The sequence below is a fragment of the Pseudosulfitobacter pseudonitzschiae genome (assembly GCF_002222635.1).
In the GTDB taxonomy this organism is placed as follows: Bacteria; Pseudomonadota; Alphaproteobacteria; order Rhodobacterales; family Rhodobacteraceae; genus Pseudosulfitobacter; species Pseudosulfitobacter pseudonitzschiae_A.
The window spans coordinates 2,491,630-2,516,595 of record NZ_CP022415.1 but is presented as its reverse complement, the minus strand read 5'-3'; the positions used below and the strand labels follow the sequence as shown (position 1 = coordinate 2,516,595).

23 protein-coding genes are annotated in these 24,966 nt (G+C 61.8%); 17 read left to right on the top strand and 6 right to left on the bottom strand.

Features of this window, described 5'->3' with window-relative positions; translation table 11 throughout:
* Position 1: 1 nt before the first annotated feature.
* The gene (locus SULPSESMR1_RS12225) at positions 2–3,625 is read left to right on the top strand and encodes an efflux RND transporter permease subunit (RefSeq protein ID WP_089421076.1); all 3,624 of its coding nucleotides are present in this window, start codon (positions 2–4) and stop codon (positions 3,623–3,625) included.
* Between the two features lie 4 nt (positions 3,626–3,629).
* Here SULPSESMR1_RS12225 and SULPSESMR1_RS12220 read toward each other — a convergent pair whose 3' ends face one another.
* Positions 3,630–4,448: a protein-disulfide reductase DsbD domain-containing protein gene (locus SULPSESMR1_RS12220; RefSeq protein ID WP_089422308.1), complete on the bottom strand. Its 819-nt coding sequence runs from the start codon at positions 4,446–4,448 to the stop codon at positions 3,630–3,632.
* A gap of 161 nt (positions 4,449–4,609) precedes the next feature.
* Here SULPSESMR1_RS12220 and SULPSESMR1_RS12215 point away from each other — a divergent pair, with 161 nt between their 5' ends.
* The 6 genes from SULPSESMR1_RS12215 to SULPSESMR1_RS12190 all read left to right on the top strand — a co-directional run bounded on the left by SULPSESMR1_RS12215 (position 4,610) and on the right by SULPSESMR1_RS12190 (position 11,380).
* Positions 4,610–5,161: a YqgE/AlgH family protein gene (locus tag SULPSESMR1_RS12215; protein WP_089422307.1), complete on the top strand. Its 552-nt coding sequence runs from the start codon at positions 4,610–4,612 to the stop codon at positions 5,159–5,161.
* 118 nt (positions 5,162–5,279) lie between these two features.
* Positions 5,280–5,573, top strand: coding sequence for a hypothetical protein (locus SULPSESMR1_RS12210; protein WP_089421075.1), 294 nt, complete (start codon positions 5,280–5,282; stop codon positions 5,571–5,573).
* Positions 5,574–5,732: 159 nt separating this feature from the next.
* Positions 5,733–7,379 (top strand): GMC family oxidoreductase, encoded by a 1,647-nt coding sequence (locus tag SULPSESMR1_RS12205; protein WP_089421074.1) that lies wholly within the window; start codon positions 5,733–5,735, stop codon positions 7,377–7,379.
* 11 nt (positions 7,380–7,390) lie between these two features.
* Positions 7,391–9,022, top strand: a complete 1,632-nt coding sequence (locus SULPSESMR1_RS12200; protein WP_089421073.1) for a long-chain-fatty-acid--CoA ligase — start codon at positions 7,391–7,393, stop codon at positions 9,020–9,022.
* The gene (locus tag SULPSESMR1_RS12195; RefSeq protein ID WP_089421072.1) at positions 9,019–10,749 is read left to right on the top strand and encodes an aldehyde dehydrogenase family protein; all 1,731 of its coding nucleotides are present in this window, start codon (positions 9,019–9,021) and stop codon (positions 10,747–10,749) included. Before SULPSESMR1_RS12200 ends, SULPSESMR1_RS12195 begins: the two co-directional genes overlap by 4 nt.
* A 19-nt stretch (positions 10,750–10,768) precedes the next feature.
* Positions 10,769–11,380 carry a TetR/AcrR family transcriptional regulator gene (locus SULPSESMR1_RS12190; RefSeq protein ID WP_089421071.1) on the top strand — a complete coding sequence of 204 codons (612 nt, stop codon included), beginning with the start codon at positions 10,769–10,771 and terminating at the stop codon, positions 11,378–11,380.
* 64 nt (positions 11,381–11,444) lie between these two features.
* Here SULPSESMR1_RS12190 and SULPSESMR1_RS12185 read toward each other — a convergent pair whose 3' ends face one another.
* A complete protein-coding gene (locus tag SULPSESMR1_RS12185; protein WP_089421070.1) occupies positions 11,445–12,386 on the bottom strand; it encodes an L-threonylcarbamoyladenylate synthase in 942 nt (313 codons plus the stop codon).
* A 144-nt stretch (positions 12,387–12,530) separates the two neighbouring features.
* Between SULPSESMR1_RS12185 and SULPSESMR1_RS12180 the strand changes: the two genes are divergently transcribed.
* The 5 genes from SULPSESMR1_RS12180 to SULPSESMR1_RS12160 all read left to right on the top strand — a co-directional run bounded on the left by SULPSESMR1_RS12180 (position 12,531) and on the right by SULPSESMR1_RS12160 (position 16,644).
* Positions 12,531–14,243 carry an acyl-CoA dehydrogenase gene (locus tag SULPSESMR1_RS12180; protein WP_089421069.1) on the top strand — a complete coding sequence of 571 codons (1,713 nt, stop codon included), beginning with the start codon at positions 12,531–12,533 and terminating at the stop codon, positions 14,241–14,243.
* Positions 14,243–15,286, top strand: coding sequence for an MBL fold metallo-hydrolase (locus SULPSESMR1_RS12175; protein WP_089421068.1), 1,044 nt, complete (start codon positions 14,243–14,245; stop codon positions 15,284–15,286). Before SULPSESMR1_RS12180 ends, SULPSESMR1_RS12175 begins: the two co-directional genes overlap by 1 nt.
* A gap of 9 nt (positions 15,287–15,295) precedes the next feature.
* Positions 15,296–15,766: a DUF6173 family protein gene (locus SULPSESMR1_RS12170; RefSeq protein ID WP_089421067.1), complete on the top strand. Its 471-nt coding sequence runs from the start codon at positions 15,296–15,298 to the stop codon at positions 15,764–15,766.
* Between the two features lie 103 nt (positions 15,767–15,869).
* Positions 15,870–16,004, top strand: a complete 135-nt coding sequence (locus SULPSESMR1_RS12165; RefSeq protein WP_089421066.1) for an aa3-type cytochrome c oxidase subunit IV — start codon at positions 15,870–15,872, stop codon at positions 16,002–16,004.
* A 40-nt stretch (positions 16,005–16,044) separates the two neighbouring features.
* Positions 16,045–16,644 (top strand): hypothetical protein, encoded by a 600-nt coding sequence (locus SULPSESMR1_RS12160; protein ID WP_089421065.1) that lies wholly within the window; start codon positions 16,045–16,047, stop codon positions 16,642–16,644.
* A gap of 36 nt (positions 16,645–16,680) precedes the next feature.
* Here the strand turns inward: SULPSESMR1_RS12160 and SULPSESMR1_RS12155 are convergent, their stop codons facing one another.
* Together SULPSESMR1_RS12155 and SULPSESMR1_RS12150 are read right to left on the bottom strand one after the other, a co-directional pair.
* Complete coding sequence (locus SULPSESMR1_RS12155; RefSeq protein WP_089421064.1) at positions 16,681–17,004, bottom strand: AzlD domain-containing protein; 324 nt, start codon at positions 17,002–17,004, stop codon at positions 16,681–16,683.
* Positions 17,001–17,708 carry an AzlC family ABC transporter permease gene (locus SULPSESMR1_RS12150; RefSeq protein ID WP_089421063.1) on the bottom strand — a complete coding sequence of 236 codons (708 nt, stop codon included), beginning with the start codon at positions 17,706–17,708 and terminating at the stop codon, positions 17,001–17,003. Before SULPSESMR1_RS12150 ends, SULPSESMR1_RS12155 begins: the two co-directional genes overlap by 4 nt.
* A gap of 47 nt (positions 17,709–17,755) precedes the next feature.
* Between SULPSESMR1_RS12150 and SULPSESMR1_RS12145 the strand changes: the two genes are divergently transcribed.
* From SULPSESMR1_RS12145 to SULPSESMR1_RS12130, 4 genes are read left to right on the top strand one after another with little or no spacing between them, the layout of a single operon-like run.
* Positions 17,756–18,646 carry a formate dehydrogenase accessory sulfurtransferase FdhD gene (locus SULPSESMR1_RS12145; RefSeq protein WP_089421062.1) on the top strand — a complete coding sequence of 297 codons (891 nt, stop codon included), beginning with the start codon at positions 17,756–17,758 and terminating at the stop codon, positions 18,644–18,646.
* A complete protein-coding gene (mobA, locus tag SULPSESMR1_RS12140; RefSeq protein WP_089421061.1) occupies positions 18,643–19,269 on the top strand; it encodes a molybdenum cofactor guanylyltransferase MobA in 627 nt (208 codons plus the stop codon). Before SULPSESMR1_RS12145 ends, mobA begins: the two co-directional genes overlap by 4 nt.
* Positions 19,266–19,757: a molybdopterin-guanine dinucleotide biosynthesis protein B gene (gene mobB / locus SULPSESMR1_RS12135; RefSeq protein WP_089421060.1), complete on the top strand. Its 492-nt coding sequence runs from the start codon at positions 19,266–19,268 to the stop codon at positions 19,755–19,757. Before mobA ends, mobB begins: the two co-directional genes overlap by 4 nt.
* Positions 19,754–21,850, top strand: a complete 2,097-nt coding sequence (locus SULPSESMR1_RS12130) for a molybdopterin-binding protein (protein WP_089421059.1) — start codon at positions 19,754–19,756, stop codon at positions 21,848–21,850. The genes mobB and SULPSESMR1_RS12130 overlap by 4 nt, the downstream gene beginning before the upstream one ends.
* 59 nt (positions 21,851–21,909) lie before the next feature.
* Here SULPSESMR1_RS12130 and SULPSESMR1_RS12125 read toward each other — a convergent pair whose 3' ends face one another.
* Positions 21,910–22,893 carry an aldo/keto reductase gene (locus tag SULPSESMR1_RS12125; protein WP_089421058.1) on the bottom strand — a complete coding sequence of 328 codons (984 nt, stop codon included), beginning with the start codon at positions 22,891–22,893 and terminating at the stop codon, positions 21,910–21,912.
* Between the two features lie 101 nt (positions 22,894–22,994).
* Here SULPSESMR1_RS12125 and SULPSESMR1_RS12120 point away from each other — a divergent pair, with 101 nt between their 5' ends.
* Entirely contained in the window at positions 22,995–23,879 is an 885-nt protein-coding gene (locus tag SULPSESMR1_RS12120; protein ID WP_198362794.1) for a LysR family transcriptional regulator, read from the top strand.
* A 5-nt stretch (positions 23,880–23,884) separates the two neighbouring features.
* Here the strand turns inward: SULPSESMR1_RS12120 and SULPSESMR1_RS12115 are convergent, their stop codons facing one another.
* On the bottom strand, positions 23,885–24,958 hold the full coding sequence (locus tag SULPSESMR1_RS12115) for a hypothetical protein (RefSeq protein WP_240311461.1): 1,074 nt from the start codon (positions 24,956–24,958) through the stop codon (positions 23,885–23,887).
* Positions 24,959–24,966 lie beyond the last annotated feature (8 nt).

Genomic DNA, 24,966 nt, shown 5'->3' with positions numbered 1-24,966 from the left:
CATGGCACGCGAGATTCCCCGCGCCGCTGGCGGCATCCTGAGCTATTTCACCCGTCACCGCACATTGGCCAATCTGTTGCTGGTGCTGATGCTGGCGGCGGGTGTCCTTGCCGCGCCGAACATGCGCGCGCAGTTCTTTCCCGACGTGATTATTGATAACGTCACCGTTGGCGTCACGTGGGAGGGGGCAGGGCCCGAGGACGTGGACACCGGCATTGTACAGGTTCTCGAGCCTGCCTTGTTATCGGTGGAAGGTGTCGAAAGCTCGCAATCTACTTCGACCGAGGGCCGCGCGTCGATCACGTTGGAGTTCGAACCGAACTGGGACATGGGCCGTGCAGCGGATGACGTGCAAACCGCCGTGGACGCCATAAACACCTTGCCGGAGGAGGCTGAAGATCCCTCTGTGCGCCGTGGTGCGTGGCGCGACCGGGTGACCGATGTGGTCATCACCGGGCCTGTATCGCCACAGCAACTGGGCCTGTTTGCAGACGAACTGGTGACGCGGCTTTTTGCCCAAGGGGTCACCCGCACCACCATTCAGGGCGTCGCTGCGCCGCAGGTTCTGGTCGAAGTGCCTTCGGCGCGGTTGATCGCCTATGACGTCAGTATGGCCGAGATTGCAGCCGCCATTGCATCGGAGGTCGATGCAAATCCGGCAGGGGATGTGACCGGTGCCAACGCCCGCGTGCGCACCGGCACCGAAAAGCGCAGCGCACAAGAGATCAGCGGCATTGTTTTGCGCTCGAATCCCGATGGATCAAAGCTGACTGTTGGTGATATTGCGCGGGTGGAACAGCGCGGGATTGACCGGTCGCGCACCTATTTTGTCGGCCCTGATCCTGCGGTGTCGGTTCGGGTGGACCGCACCGACAGGGGCGACGCCATCGCCATCCAGCACCGCGTCGAGGAGGTGGCCGAGGCGCTTCAGGCGACGCTGCCTCCTGCCGTCACGGTCGAACTGATCCGAACTCGCGCCGAGGCGATCTCGGGGCGGCTGGACCTGTTGATTGACAATGGTCTGGTGGGGCTGATGCTGGTCGTGGCGCTGTTGTTCCTGTTTCTGAATGCGCGCACTGCGATCTGGGTTGCGGCGGGGATACCCGTGGCAATGATGGCCGCGATCGCGCTGATGTATGTGGGTGGTCTTACCATCAACATGATTTCGCTTTTCGGGCTGATAATCACGCTGGGCATCGTAGTGGACGACGCGATTGTGGTGGGCGAACACGCGGACCACCGCGCCCGTCACTATGGTGAATCCCCCGTTGTCGCCGCCGAAACCGCCGCGCAGCGCATGGCGATGCCGGTCTTTGCCGCGACGTTGACCACGGTGATTGCATTCTTTGGGCTGGTGGTTGTGGGCGGGCGCTTTGGCGATCTGATCCGCGACATTCCCTATACGGTGATCGTGGTGTTGATCGCCTCGCTGATTGAATGCTTCCTGATCCTGCCGCACCATATGTCGCATGCGATCCGTCCTGACGGGCAGTCGCAGTTCAGTCTGGGCAAGCTGGCCGTCGGACTGGTCACGGGGGCAGTGTTTATCGGCGGTGGTGCGATATTGGTCTGGGCGCTGATCACCAAGCCCGAAGACGGGCTTTGGGCCGCCATCCTCTGGGAGGGGCTGCGCGTGGCTGCCTATACGCTTGCTGCCTGCGCGCTGGTGTTTTTGTTGCTGCCGCGTCGTGCCAAGGCTGTCGTGGTGCAGCGCATCGGCACAGCGGGCATCGACCTGCCGTCGAAGATCGTGAACCGCGGCTTTGAATGGCTGCGCGACAAGCTGTTTCGCCCGTTCATGGCAGGAGTGATCGTGGCCCGCTATGTGGTTCTGGCCGGCGTTCTGGCGATCCTTGCCAGCCAGATTTCGCTGTTCATCGCCGGCGAGGTGCAATGGCGCTTTTTCAACTCGCCCGAGCGCGGGACAGTCACTGGCAACTTTGCGATGGCCGAAGGGGCCACGCGCGCAGACACGATCGAGATGATGCGCGAGATGCAGCGCGCCACCGAAGCTTTGGGTAAATCCTATGAAGAGCGCTTTGGCCGTAATCCGCTGGACTATGTGATCGCTGAAATCGGGGGCAATGGCGGGCGCGGGTTGGCAGGGGCCGACACCAAGGATCCCGACCAGTTGGGTGGCATCTCGATCGAACTGATCGATGCGGATTTGCGGCCCTATTCATCCTTTGCCTTTGTCGCAGAGTTGCAAGAAGCCGTGGTGGCACATCCGTTGGCCGAAACCGTCAGCTTTCGCGGCTCGCGGTCGGGTCCGGGCGGTGATGCGCTGGATGTGCAGTTTTTTGGAGCCAGCACCGATGTGCTCAAAGCCGCATCCGAAGATTTGAAACGCGCGATGCTGCAATATCCAGAGGTCAGCGCAGTCGAAGACAATCTGACCTATGACAAGGAAGAACTGATCCTGGACCTGACGGCGCAGGGGCAGGCGTTGGGCTTTACCATCGACATGCTGGGGCGTGCGCTGCGCAACCGGCTGAATGGCATCGAAGCTGCGACCTTTCCCGACGGACCGCGCAGCGCCACGATCCGCGTCGAACTGCCCGAGAACGAATTGACGGCGGATTTTCTGGAACGCACCCAGTTGCGCACCACCGCAGGCACCTATGTGCCGCTGGCTGATATCGTCAGCGTCACCCGTCGCACCGGATTTTCCACCGTGCGCCGCGAGAATGGCATCCGGCTGATTTCGGTCACTGGTGACATATCAGAAGACGACCCCGCACGCGCTGCCGAGATCAATCGCGCACTTGAAACCGACATCCTGCCGCGCATCGCATCCGAACGGCAGGTCGAGTTTCGCCTGTCTGGTCTGAGCGAACAGGAAGACAGCTTTCTAAGTGATGCGCTGCTGGGGCTGATCCTGTGCCTGACGGGCATCTATCTGGTGCTGTCATGGGTCTTTGCCAGTTGGACGCGGCCCATTGTGGTGATGGCCGTGATCCCCTTCGGGTTGGTGGGCGCGATCTATGGCCATGTGCTGTGGGGCGTGCCGCTAAGTATGTTCACCGTGGTTGGCCTGTTGGGGATGACGGGAATCATCATCAACGATTCCATCGTTCTGGTTACCACCATCGATGAATACGCAGCCGAGCGCGGGTTGATCCCGTCGATCATCGACGGCGCGGCGGACCGCTTGCGGCCTGTGATGCTGACCACGTTGACCACGGTTCTGGGCATGGCGCCGTTGCTTTACGAGCAATCGCAGGATGCGCAGTTTCTAAAGCCCACGGTGATCACGCTGGTCTATGGTCTGGGTTTTGGCATGGTGCTGGTGCTGCTGGTGGTGCCCGCGCTGTTGGCGGCGCAACACGACGTGGCGCGCCAGGTGCGGGCGATGCGGCGCGGGATGCGTGCACGTGGGCTGCAACTGGTATTGGTGCCGCTGTGGCTGGCGGTGCTGGCGTGGGGGGCCGCGACGCTGGGCTATGTCTTGGTGACAGGCGCGCTTTGGACGGCATTGACCCCGCTGTGGCCTGCGGTGGCGGCGCTGTCACCGTGGTCGGCCGCGCTGGTACTGTTTGCCGTGGGTCTGTTGGGGGCTGTGGCGCTGGTCTATGTGCTGGCGGCGTTGGGCTATCAGCTGGTGCGGATGCGCCGCACGGCCTGATGTCTCAGTCTGCAGTGCAGCCCTGAATATCGACCGCATGTCTGCTGCCCAGAACGGTGATGCGCATGGCGCTGCGGTTGACCGCAAAGGGGCGTCCGCTGGTATGCATCATCTGCGATGTGGCGCTCAACCAGTTGCCGCTGCGGTTGGTTTCGGCCTCGGAGGTCCAGACATCCGGAATGTTGGGCTCGATTACCGCAACTTCGGCACCCCCCGAGGATGGCATTTGAACGCGCACGGTCACTTCCATACCGTTTGTGAGGGGCCGAAGGGCACATGTGGCCGCAACGACGCCTGCTTCGCGGCGTGAAAACGGTGCTTGGGCCAGTGCGGCGGCCAGTGCTGGCACAGGGGTGGACGCCGCAGCATCCAATGTGGTGTCAAAGTCGATCCGGTGCGGCACACAGACGTCCGAGCACACACCCAAATCCATCTCGCCGCGCAGGCGCACGGGGCGCCCTACTGACCTTGGCTGGATGTGCAGCGGGATCACTACGTGACCCTTATAGCCAATCGAACGCATACCGTTTTGTTGGAACACATGCGGCGTAGGCCACGTGATTGCCACGCTGCCCACATTGCGCGCACGGCTCCAGTCGAATTGCGGCGGAATGCCTGCATCGCCAGGGCTGCGCCAATAGGTTTTCCAACCCTGCTTCAACTGAAGATCAATCCCAGCAACCAAGCGCCCGTCGGGCAGTGTCCAGCCCTGAATGACCCGACCGGTAATTACATCGTCTTGTGCCACAACGGGGGGCGCGCCAAAAAATGCGGCCAACGGGGCCAGCAGCAGGGCGGCAAGGAATGAACGGGTATGGATCATGCGCGATTTGTGACCTGAGCAGGGCACAAAGCCAAGTCACGTTTTCATCAGCCTTTGTTTCGGCCCAAGGCGGGGCACTGCCCCTTGCGCGCAGGCCACACCATGCCCATTCTGGAAGGAACGGTTCAGACAAAAGCGGGACGGCAATGACGGATCAAGGCATGGAACTGACGGGCAAGCTATTGCTGGCGATGCCGGGTATGGGCGACATGCGGTTTGATCATTCGGTGGTGTTCCTGTGCGAACATTCGGCCAAAGGTGCGATGGGCCTGATCGTTAACAAGCCTGCGCAGGATCTGGCGCTGGGCGAGGTTCTGGAACAGCTGGACATCAACGTGATGCCACAGGTACGGCAGATGCCGGTTCATTTCGGTGGTCCGGTCGAGACGGCGCGGGGATTTGTGCTGCATTCGGGCGACTACACTTCTCAACTGCAAACACTGCAAATCGGCGACGGTTTTGGCATGACGGCGACACAGGACATTCTGGAAGACATCGGGCGTGGTGCCGGCCCCGCGCAGGTACTGATGATGCTGGGCTATGCCGGTTGGGGGCCGGGGCAGTTGGAACAGGAAATTCTGGCCAACGGCTGGCTGACCTGCGATGCCCGCAGTGATCTGGTCTTTGGTGACAACACTCAAAAATGGCAAAACGCATTGAAATCGCTGGGAATTGATCCGTTGGGCCTGTCTGGCACAGCGGGGCGTGCCTGAATGCTATTTGCGCCGCATGATGTGCCCCGACAAAAGCTGGGCAATCCTTGAGGGGCGTGAATGGTTGGGCGGCGCAAGATGACCTGCCGTTGGCAATTCGGGACCACAGTTTATCACGATGATAAACACGCCCACCGCCCACCGTCCGGTTTTCGAGGGCGAAGACAGTTTTGCGGGGCTGGGGTTGCAACTGACCTTTTGGCCGACCGGCATGATCGACCGGCTGACTGCCAAGGGCTTTGGCGTCGTTGTCTTTGGCGATTGCGACATCGGGCGATCGTCCCGGGTGGCAACGCCGCCACCATCAATGCTGCGCGCACGGCTGCATGAAGACTATGATCTGGCCGCCGGAGTTATCCAGCTGATTGTGGGCAGCGTTGCCGATCCGAGCCAGCGCGCCAGATACGGATAGATCAACGAGCCTAGCCGCCATTGTGACAGCCCACGCCGAGCCTACCGCCGCATCTGAGAGCCTGCGGTGCCAGTAATTTTTTACTGGACAGATGTCCAAAATAGTTGTCCAATTTTCTTACCGGCACTGGGAGGCGCCGCTCTAAGGGAGGAAATCAACATGCCAACGCAACAGTCGTTCGACTATGTCATTGTCGGCGGAGGGTCCGCAGGATCGACCCTTGCCGCGCGATTGAGTGAAGATCCGTCGGTCAAAGTCTGTCTTCTTGAAGCAGGTGGAAACGGCGACCACATCCTGATCCGCGCACCTGCGGGAACGGTGGGGATGCTTCCGGGCTATGGCAAGATTTCCAACTGGGCCTATCAGACCACACCGCAACCGGGATTGAACGGTCGCCGGGGATACCAGCCGCGCGGCAAGGCGCTGGGCGGATCAAGTGCGATCAACGCAATGCTCTATGTGCGCGGACACAAGTCGGACTATGACGATTGGGCCGCACTTGGCTGTGACGGCTGGGGCTGGGACGACTGTCTGCCCTATTTTCAAAAGGCTGAAAACAACGAGAACGGCGCAGATGATCACCACGGCGCATCAGGCCCGTTGCAAGTATCCAATCAGAAATCACCCCGCCCGATCACCCGCGCCTTTGTCGATGCGGCGATCGAATGCCAACATCGCGAAGTTGCGGATTTCAACACCGGCGACAACGACGGCGTGGGTCTTTACCAAGTGACCCAGTTTCACGACAAAGCCCGGAACGGCGAACGATGCTCGGCAGCGGCTGCCTATCTGCATCCAATCCGGAAAAGTCGCAGCAACCTGACCATCATCACCGGTGCGCATGCCACCAGAATTGTGATGGAAGGCAAACGCGCGGTCGGTGTCGCCTATCGCCAAGGGCGACAAGACCATCAGGTCAGCGCAGAGCGCGAAGTGCTGCTGGCGGGGGGAACCTTCAACTCGCCGCAGCTTTTGATGCTGTCGGGAATCGGACCCGAGAAAGAAGTGCGTCGCCACGGGATCGAGGTTGTCCACGATCTGCCCGGCGTCGGCAAAAACCTTCAGGATCACCTCGACTTTATTCTCGCCTACAAATCCAGAGATACGGACAATTTCGGGATTGGGATGGCCGGAACCATCGGGTTGATCAAACACATCCTGAAGTGGCGCAAGGACGGCACCGGCATGATCGGCACGCCCTTTGCCGAAGGGGCGGGTTTTCTCAAGACAGACCCCGCGCTGGACCGGCCCGACATCCAGTTGCACTTTGTGATCTCGATTGTGGATGATCACGCCCGCAAGCTGCATTTGGGCTATGGCTTCAGTTTGCACGTCTGCGTCTTGCGCCCGCATGGCCGGGGCGAGGTGTTTCTGGAAAGCACCGACCCGATGGCGGCACCGGGTATCGACCCGAAATTTCTGTCCGACCCGCGTGATCTCGAGGTTTTGATCAAGGGCGCGAAAATGGCACGCGAAATCCTGCAAGCGCCAGCGCTGAAAAAATACCGTCACAAAGAGCTGTTCGGCGTGACCGACAACATGACCGATGCCGAATGGGAACGCCATATTCGGGCCCGCGCCGATACGATTTATCATCCTGTGGGCACCTGCAAGATGGGCGTTGACGATATGTCCGTGGTCGATCCGCAACTGCGTGTGCGCGGGATCGACGGGCTGCGGGTGGTTGATGCCTCGATCATGCCGACGCTGATCGGTGGCAACACAAACGCCCCCACCATCATGATCGCTGAACGCGCCGCCGATATGATCCGGGGCGACAATGCAGCAGCTGTGGCAGCACAATGAAAGAGAAGACTATGTTCGGAACAATGATGACCCAACCGCTGACGATCTCCTCGCTGATCGCTCATGCACAAATCTATCACAGCGGCACCGAGGTTGTGTCGGTCGAGACCGACGGCTCTGTTGATCGCTCCAATTGGGGCACGGTCGGGGCGAATGCCCGCAGGCTGGCGTCGGCGTTGGACGCACTGGGTGTGGATGCCGGTGCGCGCTGCGGGACAATTGCATGGAACAACCGCCGCCATCTCGAGATTTATTTTGGCGTGGCGGGCAGCGGTCGGGTGACCCACACGATCAACCCGCGCCTCACGCCCGAGCAGATGATCTATATCATCAACCATGCCGAAGATCAGGTGATGTTCCTTGACCGGACCTTTTTGCCCGTCGCGGCAAAGCTGGGTGCCCATCTGAAATCCGTGCGCCATTTCATCCTGATGGGGCCACGCGACGAGGAAGCAGCGGATATGGTCGAAGGGCTGCTTTTTTACGACGAACTGCTCGAGACCGGCAGCCCCGATTTTGGCTGGCCTGTGCTGGACGAAAACGCGCCTGCCGCGCTGTGTTATACATCGGGAACCACCGGCAACCCCAAGGGAGTTCAGTATACGCACCGCTCGACAGTGTTGCATTCCATCGCGGGCAACCAGCCCGACGGCATCGCAATCTCTGCGCGTGACGTGGTGATGCCTGTGGTGCCGATGTTCCACGTCAATGCGTGGGGTGTGCCCTATATTGCTGCGCAGGCCGGGGCGAAACTGGTTTTGCCGGGGCCGCAACTGGATGGCGAAAGCCTTGCCAAGTTGATTGACGCGGAACAGGTAACGCTGTCTTTGGGCGTGCCGACGATCTGGATGGGCCTGCTGGCCGGACTGGAAAAGACAGGACGCACCGCCGCCTCGATGACGCGTACCGTTGTGGGCGGATCGGCACTGCCGCCGTCAATGATCGCCGAGTTCCGCGACAAATACGATGTGGATCTGATCCACGCTTGGGGCATGACCGAAACTTCGCCGCTGGGCACGTTGAACCAACTGCTGCAAAAACACACCAGCCTTGGTGTGGATGAACAGGCGCGCTTGCGCGAAGGGCAGGGTCGCCCGCCCTATGGAGTCGAGTTGCGCATCGTGGATGATGCCGGAGCAGAGCTGCCCCGCGATGGCAAGACACAGGGCGAATTGCAAATTCGCGGCCTGTGGATCGTCGAAAGCTATTTCGGACAGGACAAGTCGGCCCTGACAGAGGACGGCTGGTTCGACACGGGCGATGTAGCGACCATCGACGCGGACGGCTTTATGATCATCCGCGACCGGTCCAAGGACATCATCAAATCGGGGGGCGAATGGATTTCGACCGTCGAGCTTGAGAACATCGCCATCTCTCACCCGCAGATCGCCAACGCCGCAGCCATCGCCGCGCGCCACAAAAAATGGGACGAACGCCCCATCGTGCTGGCCGTGCCGGTGGCCGGTACTAACCCGTCCGAGGTCGACATTCTGGCTGCCTACGAAGGCAAGGTCGCAAGCTGGCAGGTGCCGGATCGCGTGATTTTTGTCGAAGAACTTCCTATCGGCGCAACCGGTAAGGTGTTGAAAAACAAATTGCGCGAGATTTATGGCGATGTGCTGATAGACGGAACTGACGCATGAACCAGATTGCACAGGAGATCAGCCCCGACTTCAGCGGCCTTGATACCGCGCTGGCAGCACTGTCCAAAGGCAAGGATGCCTGGGCACGCACCGGCAATGCCGAACGCATCGCGATCCTGTCCGAGATCAAGGACCGCCTGCTGGACGTTTCCGAAGGCTGGGCCGAAACCGCTGCCCGGCACAAACTGATCCCTTCAGGCTCGCCTTTGGTGGGGGAAGAATGGACCTCTGGCCCCTATGCGGTCATGTCCGCATGCAACGGCCTGATGCAGACCCTGTCAGAGATGGAGGGCAAGGCGTTTCTGTCCCGCCTGCCAATGCGGCAGACCACCAATGGCCAGTTGGCGGTACGCGTCATGCCACATTCGATCTGGGACCGGCTGCTGCTGTCCGGCGTGACGGCGGATGTGTGGATGCAGCCCGACGTGACCGAGGTCAATCTGGCCGACAATACCGCACAGGCCTATGACACCCCGCCCGCGCAGCGACGCGGCAAGGTCGCGCTGGTATTGGGCGCGGGCAACATCGCCTCGATCGCGCCACTGGATGCGTTTCAAAAGCTGTTTTCCGAGCATCAGGTGGTCATCCTCAAGATGAACCCTGTGAACGACTACCTGACAGATTACCTTGAAGCGGCGCTGAAACCGCTGATCGACCGCGATGCTTTGCGGATTGTGCGGGGCGGGGCCGAGGTGGGCAGCTATCTTTGTACCCACCCGCAGGTGGACGAGATCCACATCACCGGCGCGGCAGCTTCGCATGACATGATCGTCTGGGGCGCGGGGCAAGAGGGCGCGGACAACAAGCGCGCGGGAACGCCCAAGATCGACAAGCCGATCACCTCGGAACTTGGGGCGGTTTGCCCGACCATCGTTGTGCCCGGCAACTGGAGTGCAGCGGACCTGTCGTTTCAGGCCGAACATCTTGCCACACAGAAGCTGCACAATTCAGGTTTTAACTGCGTCGCTTGCCAGATGCTGATCCTGCCCCGCGACTGGCCGCAAAAGGATAATCTGCTGGCCAATTTGCGGGACGTGATGGCAAAACTGGACGCGCGACAGGCCTATTACCCTGGCGCGGATGACAGGATGCAGTCTTTTGCCGAACATGCGCCGGATGCCGACCGCTTCAGCCGTGGCGCGGCCCCCGCGTGCATCGTGGCTTCGGCGGATGCGGACGACTGGTTTGCCAACAACGAGGTTTTCGCCCCAGCCTTGTCCACGCATGAAATCGCGGGCAGCGACCCCGCCGCCTATCTGGTCGAGGCTGTGCGCTATGCCAATGACACACTGACGGGTACGCTGGGCGCGAACATATTGGTCCACCCCGCCACGATCCGGCAGATCGGGCGCAAGCGGTTCGAAGAGATCGTCAGCGCGTTGCACTATGGCACCATTGCGATCAACGCTTGGACCGGTCTGGCGTTTTTGTCGACGGCCTGCCCTTGGGGTGCGTTCCCTGGCCACACCTTGCAGGATGTGTCCAGCGGGATCGGCTTTGTCCACAACACATTCATGTTCGACAAGCCCGAACGCGTGGTCATCACAGCGCCTTGGCGCCCTTTTCCGCGCAATTTGCTGTCGGGCGGCATGACATTGCTGCCGCGCCCGCCGTGGTTTGTGACCAACCGTCGCCAGCATGTCGTCGGCAAGTTTTTGACCCGCTTTCAACACAGTCCAAGCTGGTTTAAATTGCCTGGAATATTCATCAACGCCTTGCGGGGCTGAGCGGCAGTGAGGCAAGCTTTTGACCAAGCTCGATAAAATCGAACGCCTGACGCAGCAGGCCGGTGCGAAATCCGCCAAGCGGACGCGCAAAAAGGAAGAGCTGGCTGATCACGCAATCAGCGCGCTCAAACAGCTTGGCTATGCGCGCACCAGTCTGCGCGACATCGCCGCGCTGTCCGGCGTCGCGGTCGGGACGTTGCACTATTATTTCGAGGACAAGGTCGACCTGATCGGCTTTTGTGTCCGGCGCTACAAGGCGGGGTTTGTGGCCCAGATGGATACGATTGTGCAAACCAGCGACGGGCCCGAGAAACTGGCAGAGCTGTTTATCAAGGGCCTTGCCCTGTCCATCCGCCGCGACGCCGAAACACACCGGTTGTGGTATGATGTACGATCGCAAGCGATGTTCGATCCGGCTTTCGAAGAAGTCGTGGCCGAAATCGAAGACGCGATGATCGCGCTGGTCGTGCGGTTGCTGGACCGGTTGGCCCAGCCGACGGATCAGGCGCTGTCGGTCTATCTGATGCTGGATGCGTCCTTTCGGTTCTATCTTCAGCGGTTTCTGGCGGGGGACAAGGATGCACCGTCTGAGTTCGAGTCTCAGGTCTCTGCCCAGTTTGGATCGCGTTAAAAGGGGGCTCTGCCCCCGGCGCTATCGCGCCTCCCCCGGAGTTTATCTGGCAAGATGAAGGGGCTTAGCGTGGCGCTGCGGCGCGGTTTAGACGGTCGTTGATGGCGGCACCCAGTCCGGTGTGAGGGATCGGTGCCACGGCAATGGGTTTGCCGGTACGATCCAGCTTGTGCAGCGCGTCGAAAAGGGCGGCGGCGGCCTCGGACAGGTCACCCGAGGCACTGAGCGTGAGGTCGCCCGCGATGTCACCAAAGCCCAGCATGACTTCGCCCGCTGTGGCGCTGGTGGCATTCAGGCGCACCGATGCGCCGGGCGCATAGTGCGAGGCCAACTGGCCGGGTGCGGTGATGGCATCGCTGCTGTGCCGTTGCAAAGGCGCGCCAAGCGCCGCTTCGATTGCTTCGACGGGCAGGCCGCCGGGACGCAGCAGCGTGGGGGTGCCTGTCAGCGACACGATTGTGCTTTCGACACCGACAGGGCAGGGGCCGTCATCCAGCACAGCCGCGATGCGTCCCGACAGACCATCCAGAACGTGTTGGGCGGTGGTCGGGCTGATGCGACCCGAGACATTGGCGGAAGGCGCGGCCACGGGCATGTTGGCGGCGCGTAGCAGCGCCTGTGCCGTGGGGTGATGCGGCACGCGGATCGCCACGGTGTTCAGGCCCGCAGTGACCAGCGATGACAGCCCGTGCCCTGCCGCCAGCGGCAGCACCAGCGTCAGCGCTCCGGGCCAGAATACAGCAGCGAGACGGTCGGCGGTGTCGGTCCACTGCGTAAGGGTGCGCGCGGCGGCCACATCGGGCACATGCACGATTAGCGGATTGAAGCTGGGGCGTCCCTTTGCGGCATAGATGCCCGCCACCGCCTTCCCGTTGCGTGCGTCTGCGCCAAGACCGTAAACCGTCTCGGTCGGAAAGGCGACCAGCGCGCCATCGGCCAGCAAGGCGGCGGCGCGGGCAAGTCCGGTTGCATCGGGGTGCAAGTGCAGTGTTTTGGTCTGGTTCATATGTTCCCGTGCGTGACGCCGCGTTGGGGTTGCCTTAGAGGGGCGGGAAAGCCCATGTTACCGTGCAAAGCTGCCCCCGTCGCCCGCATTAATGACCGCAAAGGGCCTTGCCAAGGGTGCGGTGTTATTCTGAGGAGTTTTCCGATGCCCTACCACGCCCCTGTTGATGATTTTACCTTTCTGTTTGATCACGTGGTTGGACTGGACCAAGTGCGCGCCACCGACCGGTTCGAAGAAGCCAGCAGCGACATTACCGCCGCGATCCTGACCGAAGCCGGAAAAATGTGCGAAGAGGTGATGGCCCCGCTGCAACGCAAAGGCGACCTGAATCCAGCGTATCTGGAAAACGGGGTTGTGCGGACGTCACCCGGTTTTGCCGACGGGTTCAAGGCAATTGCCGAAGGTGGCTGGGTCGGGATCACCGCGGACCCCGCGCATGGCGGAATGGGTCTTCCGATGGCGCTGAACACCGCGGTGAACGAGATGATGAGCGCCGCCTGCCTGTCGCTGCAACTGGCACCGCTGATGGGGCAGGGCCAGATCGAGGCGCTGGAGCATCACGCCAGCGACACGCTGAAAGACATCTATTTGCCGAAACTTATCAGCGGTGCGTGGACCGGCACGATGAACCTGACCGAACCGCAGGCCGGATCGGACGTGGGCGCGCTGTCAACCAAGGCCGAGGATAACGGCGACGGATCGTTCAGCGTTACCGGCCAAAAGATTTACATCACATGGGGCGACAACGATTTCGCCGAAAACGTCTGCCATCTGGTGCTGGCCCGTCTGCCCGGTGCACCGCAAGGCACCAAGGGGATCAGTCTGTTTCTTGTTCCGAAATTCATCCCCGACGCCGACGGCAACCCCGGCAAGGCTAACAGCCTCAAGGTTGTCAGCCTTGAACACAAGCTGGGCCTGCACGGATCACCGACCTGCGTGATGCAATATGACGGCGCGCAAGGCTGGCTTGTCGGACCCGAGCAGGGCGGCATGGCCGCAATGTTCACCATGATGAACAACGCGCGGCTGGGTGTCGGCACGCAGGGCGTGGGCATTGCCGAGGGCGCGTTTCAACACGCGCTGGCCTATGCAATGGACCGCAAGCAGGGCCGAACCCAGGGTCCGACAGGCAGCATCGTGGACCACGCCGATGTGCGCCGGATGCTGGCGTCGATGAAGGCGGATGTATTTGCCGCCCGCGCTATTGCGCTGTCTTGCGCTGTGGCTATCGACATGCACAACGCCACCGGCGAGGCCGAATGGAAAGCGCGCGCCGCGTTCCTGACACCCATCGCCAAAGCCTTTGGCACCGATGTGGGGATCGACGTGGCCCAGCAGGGCGTGCAGGTGCACGGCGGCATGGGCTTTATCGAGGAAACCGGTGCTGCGCAGTTTTACCGCGATGTGCGCGTGACGTCGATCTACGAGGGCACCAACGGCATTCAGGCAATGGACCTTGTGGCGCGCAAGATGATGGACGGCGGCGAGGCCGCACATGCGCTGATCGACGAGATCGAAGAACAGGCCGAGGCGGCGCGCGAACGTTTCCCCCGCATGGGCGAGGCTGTCTGGCAGGCGTCGGAAAACCTGCGCGAGGCCACTGAATGGCTGGTGTCACAACAGGACATGGAGGACCGCTTTGCCGGTGCCGTGCCATATTTGCGGGCCTTTGCACGGGTTCTGGGCGGGCACCTGCACCTTAAGGCGGCGTTGGCTGATGGCGTGGGCGGGCCACGCGAAAAGCTGGCGCGGTTCTATATCCAGCGATTGCTACCCGAGCATGAAGGGCAGTTGGTTCACGCGCAGGCTGGTGCCAAGGCGTTGATGGCATTAAGCGCTGACGAGTTGGCCGCCTGATGGCAGATGGTGCCCCCCAAGGCCTGAGATACCCTTGGCCCGAACCGCCTGAACACGGCACTGCCATCGAAGTGGCCGAGGGCGTGTTGTGGTTCCGTCTGCCGCTGCCGATGAAGCTGGATCACGTCAATATATATGCACTGGATGACGGCGATAGCTGGACAGTTATCGACACCGGTTTCAACACCGAAAAGACTCGCAAGTTGTGGCAGGAGATGATGGCAGGCCCCTTGGGTGGCAAACCTGTGGGGCGGGTGATCGTGACACACCACCACCCAGACCACATCGGGCTGGCGGGCTGGTTCCAGTCGGAATTCGGGGCCGAACTGGTGACGACGCGAACCTCTTGGTTGATGGCGCGGATGCTGGTTCTGGACGAGCAGGCCACGCCGCTGCCCGAAACACTGGCGTTTTACCGCAGCGCGGGCATGGACCCCGACCTGTACGACAAACGTGCCTCCGAGCGGCCCTTCAACTTTGCCGACATCGTTGCCCCGTTGCCATTGGGTTACACCCGCATCCAGCAGGATCAGACAATCCGCATCGGTGGGCGGACATGGGACATTCACATGGGCAACGGCCACGCCCCTGAACACGCAACCTTCTGGAGCCGCGATGACAACCTTGTGCTGTCGGGTGACCAGATCCTGTCGTCGATCAGTCCCAACGTGGGCGTTCACGCGACCGAACCGATGGCCGACCCGATTGGCGAATGGTTGGAGGCCTGCGAACGGCTGGAGCCGATGGCGCGGCCCGACCAACTGGTTTTAGGCGGGCATAAGTTACCGTTTACCGGATTGCCGACACGCATGCGGCAGCTGATCGACAACCACCACGGTGCGTTGAAACGCTTGCTCGCTTATATCGACACCCCGAAATCCGCCGCCGAATGCTACGCACCGCTATTCAAACGTAAGATCGGCGAGGGCGAATACGGCCTCGCTATGGTTGAAGCTTTTGCGCATTTGTCGCACCTTCACCAGACGGGTCTGGCAACGCGCACGCTGCGCGAAGATGGGGCCCTAGTGTTTCAAAAGGTGTGAGGGCCGACAATGGATGACACGATTAGAACGACAGCAGAGGCCATCGAGGCAGATGTGATGCCACGCCTCTACGAGGTACATTCCGACCCTGACGTTGCCAGCGCCACGGATCGGCCCGTGCCCAAGGGGATGACCCAGACCCCCGCCAGCAAGAAAAGTCCGGCGCAATGGGCCTATGAACGGCTGGCTTTGTATATCAAGAATTTTGAGGAACAGTTGGACAACGAGCATGAGGTTGCGATGGGTTTTGCCGGTGGCGACGCGGGTGTTCTGCGGATCGAGGGGATGGGGTATTTTGATCCTGACGTGATCACTTTTTACGGATCGGACCCCACCGGCGCGCGCACCCAGTTGATCCAGCATGTGACCCAGTTGAATGTCATGTTGCGCGCCCTGCCCAAAGCGGTCGAACGCGATAATCCCAACCGCATCGGTTTCCGTTTGACCGAGGCGCTGGACACAGATGCCGGACCCGGCTGAACCGAATGCCACCCGTGCGCGGCATTGACACCGTGACAGGGCCGAACAAATGCAGTAACCAGCGGCCAAAGTGGATCAACCCAGACAAACAGGAGCCTGACCGATGGCGGACCATAAACACGGTGAAATGGATACGAAAGTGCAAGAAGCCACCTTTAACGGCTTTATCGCGTGGACCAAGTGGAGCGTTATCGTGATTCTCGCGTCTTTGATCTTTATGGCGATCTTCATTTCCTAAGCCTTTGATCTTGTGACCAAGACCACCGGAGACTGACCCCATGCGTTCGATCCTGATTGCGCTGTCGCTTACGGCGGCTTTGGCGGGCTGCGCTGTAAAGCCGGCAAACGATTCGCCACCCGAAGTAATTGCCGCAAGCGCCTACCGCGACCCGACGGCTCCCTCTCTGACGCTGATCACAGTGGTCAACAACCGGTCGGGCAGTGGCGCGCATTCGGCGCTGGTGGTCAATGGATCGCAGCAGGTGATCTTTGATCCTGCCGGATCCTACAAACACCCTCGTGTGCCGGAAAAAGGCGATGTGCTTTACGGTGTGACGCCTGCGGTTTTGCAAAGCTACAAAGGCGCGCACGCCCGCAGTACCTTTCATGTGGTCAGCCAGACCGTGCCCGTGACACCCGAACAGGCCGAAACGGCGCTGCGTCTGGTGCGTGGTTACGGCAACGTGGGCGATGCGCAATGCGCACAGGCAACCACGTCGGTACTGCGTCAGGTGCCCGGATTCCAAAGCGTGCAGTCCACGTGGTTCCCGGCCAAGGTCATGGAGCAGTTCGGCACCTTCCCCGGTGTGATCACTGACAAATACTACGAGAACGACGAAGGCGACATCACCGACGGTGTGGCCAAGATCCAACTCTGAGAACTTTAGCGGTGCGGCGTCAGCGCCGCCCGCAGCCTATCCCATAATTAGAATATACAACGTCAGTACTGCGGCCCCTGCGCCGATCGAGGCCAGAACGTTTTTTGTCTTCATCCCAACCGCTACCGCTACCAATGCGGCCAGCAACCGGCCCGGTTCGGGTCCGGTGCCAGCGTCGTTCGAGAATGCCACCAGCGGTGTGACCATCGCGGGCAGGATCGCCACAGCAGTATAGCGTAGATGCCGCAGCAACCACGGCGGCAGGGGGCGGTCACCGACCATCCCCAGAAACGAGAACCGTAACAGAAAGCTGCCGACGCCCAGCGATATGATCACAGTCCACAGGGTCAGGGTGCTCATGCGCGCCGCTCCATCCAAAGCTCGGCCTGCGCGCCTGCGATCATGCCCGCAGCCCCCGCGATAACCAGACCCAGCGACCATGGCACGGCGGCGGCAAACAGGCTGACCACAACAGCCGTAAAGGCGGCGATTACATGGGGCAGGGTGCGCATGGCGGGGGCCACCATCGCAAGAAAGGCGATGGGCAGTGCGAAATCGATCGGGATTTGTGGCGGCAGCGCATTGCCAATGATCGCACCGGCCAGACTGGCACCGTACCAGACCGACATGACCAACATGCAGGTACCCATGTAATAGGCCATCCGCTCCGGCACGGTCATTGCCGGTTCCGTCTCGAATTTCTGATGGCTCAGCGCATAGCTTTGATCGACCAGCAGATAGGCCGCAAAGACCCGCTGCCACATCGGCGCGCGCCCCAGATAGGGAGTGAGGGCCGCGGAATACATCGCCACCCGCAGGTTCACCGCCAGCGCCGAGATGATCACCACCACGGTAGGTGCATTTTCCTGCATCAGTTGCAGCGCTGTAAACTGTGCCGCCCCTGCGATCACGGCCAGCGAAAAGGTCATCACCTCGAAAAGGTTCAGACCGGCCTCGGTGGCCAGCACGCCGAACAGCAGCGCAAAGGGTCCGGCAACCAGCGTAAACGGGGCACTGTCGCGAATGCCGCGCCAGAACGCGGTTTTGGTTATGGTGGTGGACATTGTGAAACCTTAGTGTTGCTCTAACGGTTAACGGGCAAACACAGGGGATGCAATTGGCGACGCAAGACAATTCAGGCGGTTATCTGATTGCGCCGATGCCTGCGCGCGCGGGTCTGACGCGCAGCGTGACAGGGCGGGATCAAACAGGGGCGCAAATCGATCTGTCGGTGGTCGAAGAACGGCCCCTGACGATCTATCTGAATGCGCAAGAAATCGTCACGGCGATGACCATTGGCGATTATCCCGAATATCTGGCGCTGGGCTTCCTGCGCAATCAACGGATGCTGGGCGACGATGACGTGGTGACCGGTGTCGATTATGATGAGGAGTTGCAGGTGGTGGTCGTGCGCACAGCGCGTCAGACCAACCACGAGGACAAGCTGAAGAAGAAAACCCGCACCAGCGGCTGTGCCGTGGGCACAGTCTTTGGCGACATGATGGAAGGGCTGGACGGTGTGGTGCTGCCAGCGACGCCAGTGCGCACCTCGTGGCTTTATGCGCTGAGTGCCGCGATCAACCGAACACCTTCGCTGTATCTAGAGGCGGGGGCGATCCACGGCACGGTGCTGTGCCATCAGGACCGCCCGCTGGTCTACATGGAAGACGTGGGCCGTCACAATGCAGTGGACAAGATCGCAGGCTGGATGCTGGACGAAGATGTCGGGGCCGACGATAAAATCCTGTACACAACTGGGCGTTTAACGTCCGAAATGGTGATCAAGACTGCGATGATGGGGATACCTGTGCTGGCGTCACGCTCGGGCTTTACCGCCTGGGGCGTCGAGATCGCGCAGCAGGTCGGCCTGACGCTGATTGGCAGGATGCGCGGCCAGCGGTTTGTCTGCCTTGCCGGAGAAGATCGCCTGATCCGAGATGCCGACCCGGCTGCGGTGAAGGACGAACCGCGCAAGTCGGGCCGCAAGGGGAGCGCGGGATGAAGCAACCTTTGGGCGTGATCCTTGCGGGCGGTTTGGCGACGCGGATGGGCGGCGGTGACAAGGCACTGCTGGACCTCGGCGGGCAAAGCCTGCTGGCCCGCGTCATCGCACGGCTGGAGCCGCAGGTGGCGGGGCTGGCGCTGAATGCCAATGGCGATGCGGCGCGGTTTGCAGGCTTTGGCTTGTCGGTGGTGGCCGACAGCGTGGACGGGTTCGCGGGGCCATTGGCGGGCGTGCTGGCCGGGCTGGACTGGGCCGCAGGTCAGGGTGCCGACACAATCGTGACCGTCGCCGCCGATACGCCGTTCTTCCCTTGCGATCTGGTGCCGCGCTTGCTGATGGCGTCCGAGGGGATGGCCAACCCGCTGGCATTGGCCGCAACGCCGCGCGGCGAGGCGAATACAAAATCAATGACCGCCGGACTGGTCCGGCACCCGACCTTTGGACTATGGCCCGTGGCCTTGCGCGACGACCTGCGCGCGGCCTTGCAGGACGGACTACGCAAGGTGGTGATCTGGACCGACAGCCATGGCGGGCAACTGGCGGAATTTCCCGAAGCGGGTGATCCGTTTTTCAACGTGAATACGCCCGACGATCTGGCGACGGCAGAGGCAATGCTATGAGAATTTTTGGCGTCGTCGGCTGGAAGAACGCGGGCAAAACCGGCCTGATGGAGCGGCTGGTGACCGACATAACCGGACGTGGCTTTACCGTCAGCACGGTCAAACACGCGCATCATTCCTTTGATGTGGACCATCCCGGCAAGGACAGCCACAGGCACCGCATCGCAGGTGCGACCGAAGTGCTTCTGGCCTCGCGCCACCGTTTTGCGCTGATGCATGAAATGCGCGGCGCGGATGAGTTGCCCCTGTCCGAACTGCTGGAGAAACTGTCGCCGGTCGATTTGGTACTGGTCGAGGGGTACAAACGCGACGCCCATCCCAAGGTCGAGGCGCACAGGGCGGAAACCGGCAACCCGCTGATTGCGCCCGATGATCCGACGATTCGGGCGGTGGCCAGCGACAGTACTGTGGATGTATCGGTGCCTGTGTTCGATCTGGACGACACGGCGGCCATTGCTGATTTCATCCTCGCGCAGGTGGGCCTATGATGTTCGATACGGTAATTGTCGTGGACTGGTCGGGCGGCAATGATCGGGGAGCCAAGCCCGTCAAAGATGCGATCTGGGCCTGTGTGGCGCGTGCAGGCGTGACGGAAGCGCCGGTCTATCTGCGCACCCGTCAGGTGGCCGAGGCGTGGATTGGCGACTTGATACAGGCTGAACGCGCGGCGGGGCGGCGTGTGATGGTAGGGTTCGATTTTCCCTTTGGCTATCCGCAGGGCTTTGCGCAGGCTGTAGCAGGCTCGAACGATCCGCTGACCTTGTGGGACTGGTTCGTCGCGCGGATCGAGGATGGGCCCAAGACCAACAACCGCTTTGATGTGGCGGGTGCGATCAACCTTGCGCTGGGGGCCAAGGGGCCGTTTTGGGGCAATGGTCTGCAACGGGACGTGGATGGTTTGCCGCGCACCAAGACAGGATATGAAAACCCATTTGCCGAGCGGCGCAAGGCCGAGATTCTGGCCAAAGGAGCCTTTGCTGTATGGCAACTGAGCGGGGCGGGATCGGTCGGTTCTCAGGCGTTGATGGGTCTGCCGGTACTGGCACGGTTGCGGCACCGCTTTGGCGATGATCTGGCGGTGTGGCCGTTCCAGCAGCTTGAGGCGGGGATAGCGCTGGTCGAGGTGTGGCCGTCATTGATCGCACCCGAAATCGCAGCGCAAGCGCAGGCGGACGAGATCAAGGATGCGGCACAGGTGCGGGTTCTGGCACAGGCTTTGTCGGCGCTGTCGCCCGCGCAGTTGGCCGCGATGCTGGCCGACGGGGATGCACAAGAGGGCTGGATTTTGGGACTGGGGCATGAGGATGCCTTGCGCGGGGCGCTGCGCACGGATGATCCGGTGCCGCCGCCCTTGTCCAATGATTGCTTTGCCCTGCCGCCCGGTGTGGCGTGGACGCCGGTGGATGATGCGTTGGACCTGTTGCAAGAGCGTCTGACGCCGGTGGCGCGTGTTGAAACGGTCACGGTGCAGCAGGCCTTGGGCCGCGTGCTGGCCGCACCAGTCACCTCGCTGCGATCCAACCCGCCAAGGCCGAACACGGCGGTGGACGGCTACGGCTTTGCAGGCGCGCGCGACACAGGCGTACATGTGCTGCCGCTGGTCGCGGGCCGTGCGGCGGCGGGGGGCGATTTTGACGGCGCAGTGCCTGCGGGCCACGCGGTGCGTGTGCTGACCGGTGCCGTGCTGCCTGCGGGCGTCGACACCGTGGTGCTGCAAGAAGACGTTACCGTGGACGGTGGGCGCATCGCGTTCAACGGGCCGGTAAAGGCCGGTGCAAACAGCCGCCGCGCGGGCGAGGATGTGGCAGCAGGCGAGGTGATATTACAGCAAGGGCGACGCTTGACGGCTGCTGATCTGGCGTTGCTTGCGGCGGTGGGCGTGGGCGCGGTACAGACCTTTGCCGCTTTGCGCGTCGGTGTGCTGTCCACGGGCGACGAACTGGCCGAGGCAGGCAGCGATGCAGGCGAGACGCAGATTTTCGACGCCAACCGCCCGATGTTGCTGGGGCTGCTGACGCGGTTGGGGCACGAGGCGGTGGATCTTGGTCGGGTCAACGACGACCGAGTTGCCTTGGCCAAAGCGCTGGACGCGGCACAGGTGGACGCCATTCTAACCAGCGGCGGCGCGTCAGCGGGCGATGAGGACCATGTGTCGGCCCTGTTGCGTGATGCGGGTGCTATGGCGCTGTGGCGGATCGCCGTCAAACCGGGGCGTCCGCTGGCTTTGGGCATGTGGAACGGCACGCCGGTCTTTGGTCTTCCGGGCAATCCGGTGGCCGCGATGGTTTGCACGCTGGTCTTCGCCGCCCCCGCGCTGGGGTTGTTGGCGGGGGTCGGCTGGCAGGCACCCCAAGGGTTTATGGTGCCTGCGGGGTTTGAGAAATCGAAAAAACCCGGACGCCGTGAATACCTGCGCGCGCGGATGCGCGACGGTGTGGCCGAGGTGTTCCGCTCGGAAGGGTCGGGCCGGATCAGCGGGCTTAGCTGGGCAGAGGGGCTGGTGGAATTGCCCGATGGTGCACTGACGGTCAAGCATGGTGATCCGGTGCTGTTTATCCCTTGGGGTGGCTTCGGTTTGTGATCAGATGTCGTGGGCGGCAAAGGCCTTGCGCGCCTCGTGCCAGCCGAAGCTCAGGCCGCTCATGCATTCAGCCCTTTCATGCCTTCGGTGGTATAGCGCGCACCTGCCACGTCCTGTGCGGCAACTGCGCGGTCAAGCGCCGCTATCTCGTTCGGGGTCAGGGTGATGTCAGTGCCAGCTATGTTTTCTTCCAGATACTTAAGGCGTTTGGTGCCCGGAATCGGGACAATATGACGCCCTTTGGACAGCAGCCACGCCAGTGCGATCTGAGCGGGTGTGCAGTCTTTGTTGGCGGCCAGATGGCGGACGCGGTCGACGATGCCGATGTTGCTGGCCATGTTGTCGGCTGAAAACCGTGGCAGATTGGCGCGAAAATCCCCTTCGCCAAAAGTGGTTTCCTTGTCAAATGCCCCAGTTAGAAACCCGCGTCCCAACGGGGAGTAGGGAACAAAACCGATGCCCAGTTCGGTGCAAGCGGGCAGCACCTCGGTCTCGACTTCGCGGGTCCAGAGCGAATATTCGGTTTGGACTGCGGTGACGGGATGCACCGCATGGGCGCGCCGCAACGTGGGGGCGCTGACCTCGCACAGGCCGATGTGGGCAATCTTGCCCTCGGCCACCAGGTCGGACAGGGCATGCATCACCTCTTCGATTGGTTGGGCGGGGTTGATGCGGTGGACATAGTAAAGGTCGATCTGTTCGACGCCGAGACGTTTCAGCGACGCCTCACAGGCGCGGCGGACATAGGCAGGGCTGTTGTCGATTTCGCGGCGGTATTCGCCGGGGTTGCGGACGATACCGAATTTGGTGGCGATTTCGGCCTGCGGCTTGCGGGTGCGCAGAAACTGGCCCAGCAATTCTTCGTTGTGGAACGGGCCATAGGTGTCAGCGGTATCGAAAAATGTCACGCCCAGATCGGCGGCGCGGTCGAGGACGGCCATTGAGCGGACGTCATCGCGGGGGCCGTAAAACTCGCTCATCCCCATGCAGCCAAGGCCAAGCGCGGAAACAGAAAAGTTGGGAGTCAGGTATCGGCGGTGCATGGGGTGTCCTTTTGGTTGAGGTGTACGGACAGGATGCATATTCTGATATCGGAAAAATATAGACAAGTTTCGAAGCCTATTTTCGAGAAGTGGAAAACTCTATGACCGATCCGTTGAACTGGGACGACACGCCTGCCTTTTTGGCTGTGGCGCGTTGGGGAACGTTGACGGCAGCAGCAGAGGCTTTGGGTGCTGGCGTCGCCACGGTGTCGCGGCGGATCGAGCGGTTGGAAGCGGCGCTGGGCGTGCCGCTGTTTGCACGGGCACAGACCGGATATCAGCTAACCGACGAGGGCATGGCCCTAATGCCCCGCGCCGAGGCGATGGAGGCGGCGATGGATGCCTTTCGTAACGCAGCGCAAGCAGGGCGTGGCGTGCAGGGGCATGTGCGGTTGGCCACAGCCGAGAATCTGGCCAATCCGCTGTTGATTCCGTCACTGGCCCCGCTGCTGGCCGCACATCCCGGACTGACGGTCGAAGTGTCTACGGATGTGGCTTCGGTCAACCTGCACAAGCGCGATGCGGATCTGGCGGTACGCATGGTGCGGCCCACGCGCGGACACCTGACGGTGCGGCGGATCGGGACGCTGGGCTTTGGCCTGTATGGCGCGGCCGGCTATATGGCTGGGCGCGGGCGCGCTGTGGGGTTCGAAGGCGACAGCTATATCGGCTGGGCGGAGCGTTTTGGTGATTTACCAGCGGCGCAATGGCTTGCCCGCAACTTTCGCGCGGTGGCGCCAGCGGTCGTCACGTCAACGCTGGCATCGCAGTTGAGCGCGGCGCAGGCGGGGCTGGGGCTGGCGGTCTTGCCGCATTTTCTGGCGCAGGACGCGGGGCTGCAACGGGTGCCGGTCGAGTTGGGCGTGGATCAGGATATCTGGCTGGTGATGCACAGCGACCTGATGGCGTCACAGCGCGTGCGGGTGGTGGCGGATCACATGGTTGGTGTGATCGAGGCGCACGGCGCGCGGTTGCGCGGACCCTGACGGGCCTAGTCGAACGTGCCTGCCACGCGACCCAGCAGCATGAACGCCCGCGCGGTGCGGGTGTCGGACAGGGCCGAAATGTCGGCATCGTCCGCTTCGGCCTCGAATGCGGCAAAGCTGCGGTCGAAGCGGCGCAAAAAGTGATGTGCCGCGTCGCGAAAAATCGGATCTTGTTTCATCCGGCCCGCTGTCAGTGCCAGCGACGAGCGATCGCGCACACCGCCCAAGGCGGCGACACTGCGGCCACGTGCACCTTGGGCAAAACTGCGCCAGATTTCGGGGCGTGCGCGGTCGGGGCGCAGATCGTCCATATAGATGCCGTCCTGGCTGAGTAGAGTCAGGATGTCTTGGGCGGCCTGAATCATCTGGGCCGTGGGCCGGTCCTTGAGGGCGCGGCGCAGAGCTGAGAACCCAGCCGCGTCTTCGGCCGTTTCGGGGAAGTTCAGGGCGCGAATGAAATCTTCGCGTGCCAACGGCGGGGCTGTGTCCTCGGAGGTGGTGCCGAGTGCCAGCTTGGGTTGGTCGTCGGCGGCCTGTGGCGCCAATGGTGGCGGGGCATGGCGCACGGAGTGCTGTGCATCGCGGCGGGTGTGAAAGGTGGCCAGCGTGGTTTCGGTCTTTTTCGCTGCGGCGGCGATTTCGTCCAGCTTGCGGGCAACCGAAGGCTCGCTGCCCAGATCGCGGCTGTGTTGCTGGGCGATATAGGCCTGTCGGATGGCGTCGATCGCGGCCTGCAAACGCTGGCTTTCCTCGCGCATGACGCGGCTGGCTTTGGCGGCTGTAGCGGCCACCCAGATCATGCCCACGGGCATGAAGATGGCCAGCATGGTCATCAGGAACATCAACCCGCGCCCGTCGCCGTCCTGTCCTTCGGGGGGCGAGGGCATCGTCATAAAAAACACACTCGCGCCCAGCAGCCAGAGGGCCGACAGGGCGATGGCTATGATCTCGATTCCCGAAATGCCCTCAATGCGGGGGCGATCATAAATGCCCAGCGGTGTTGGCCGCGCCTGTGCCGACGACGCAGGACGGGTCTGCGTCTGGGGGGATGTTTTTTCAGCTGGCGCTGTGTCGGCCATGTCTTGGG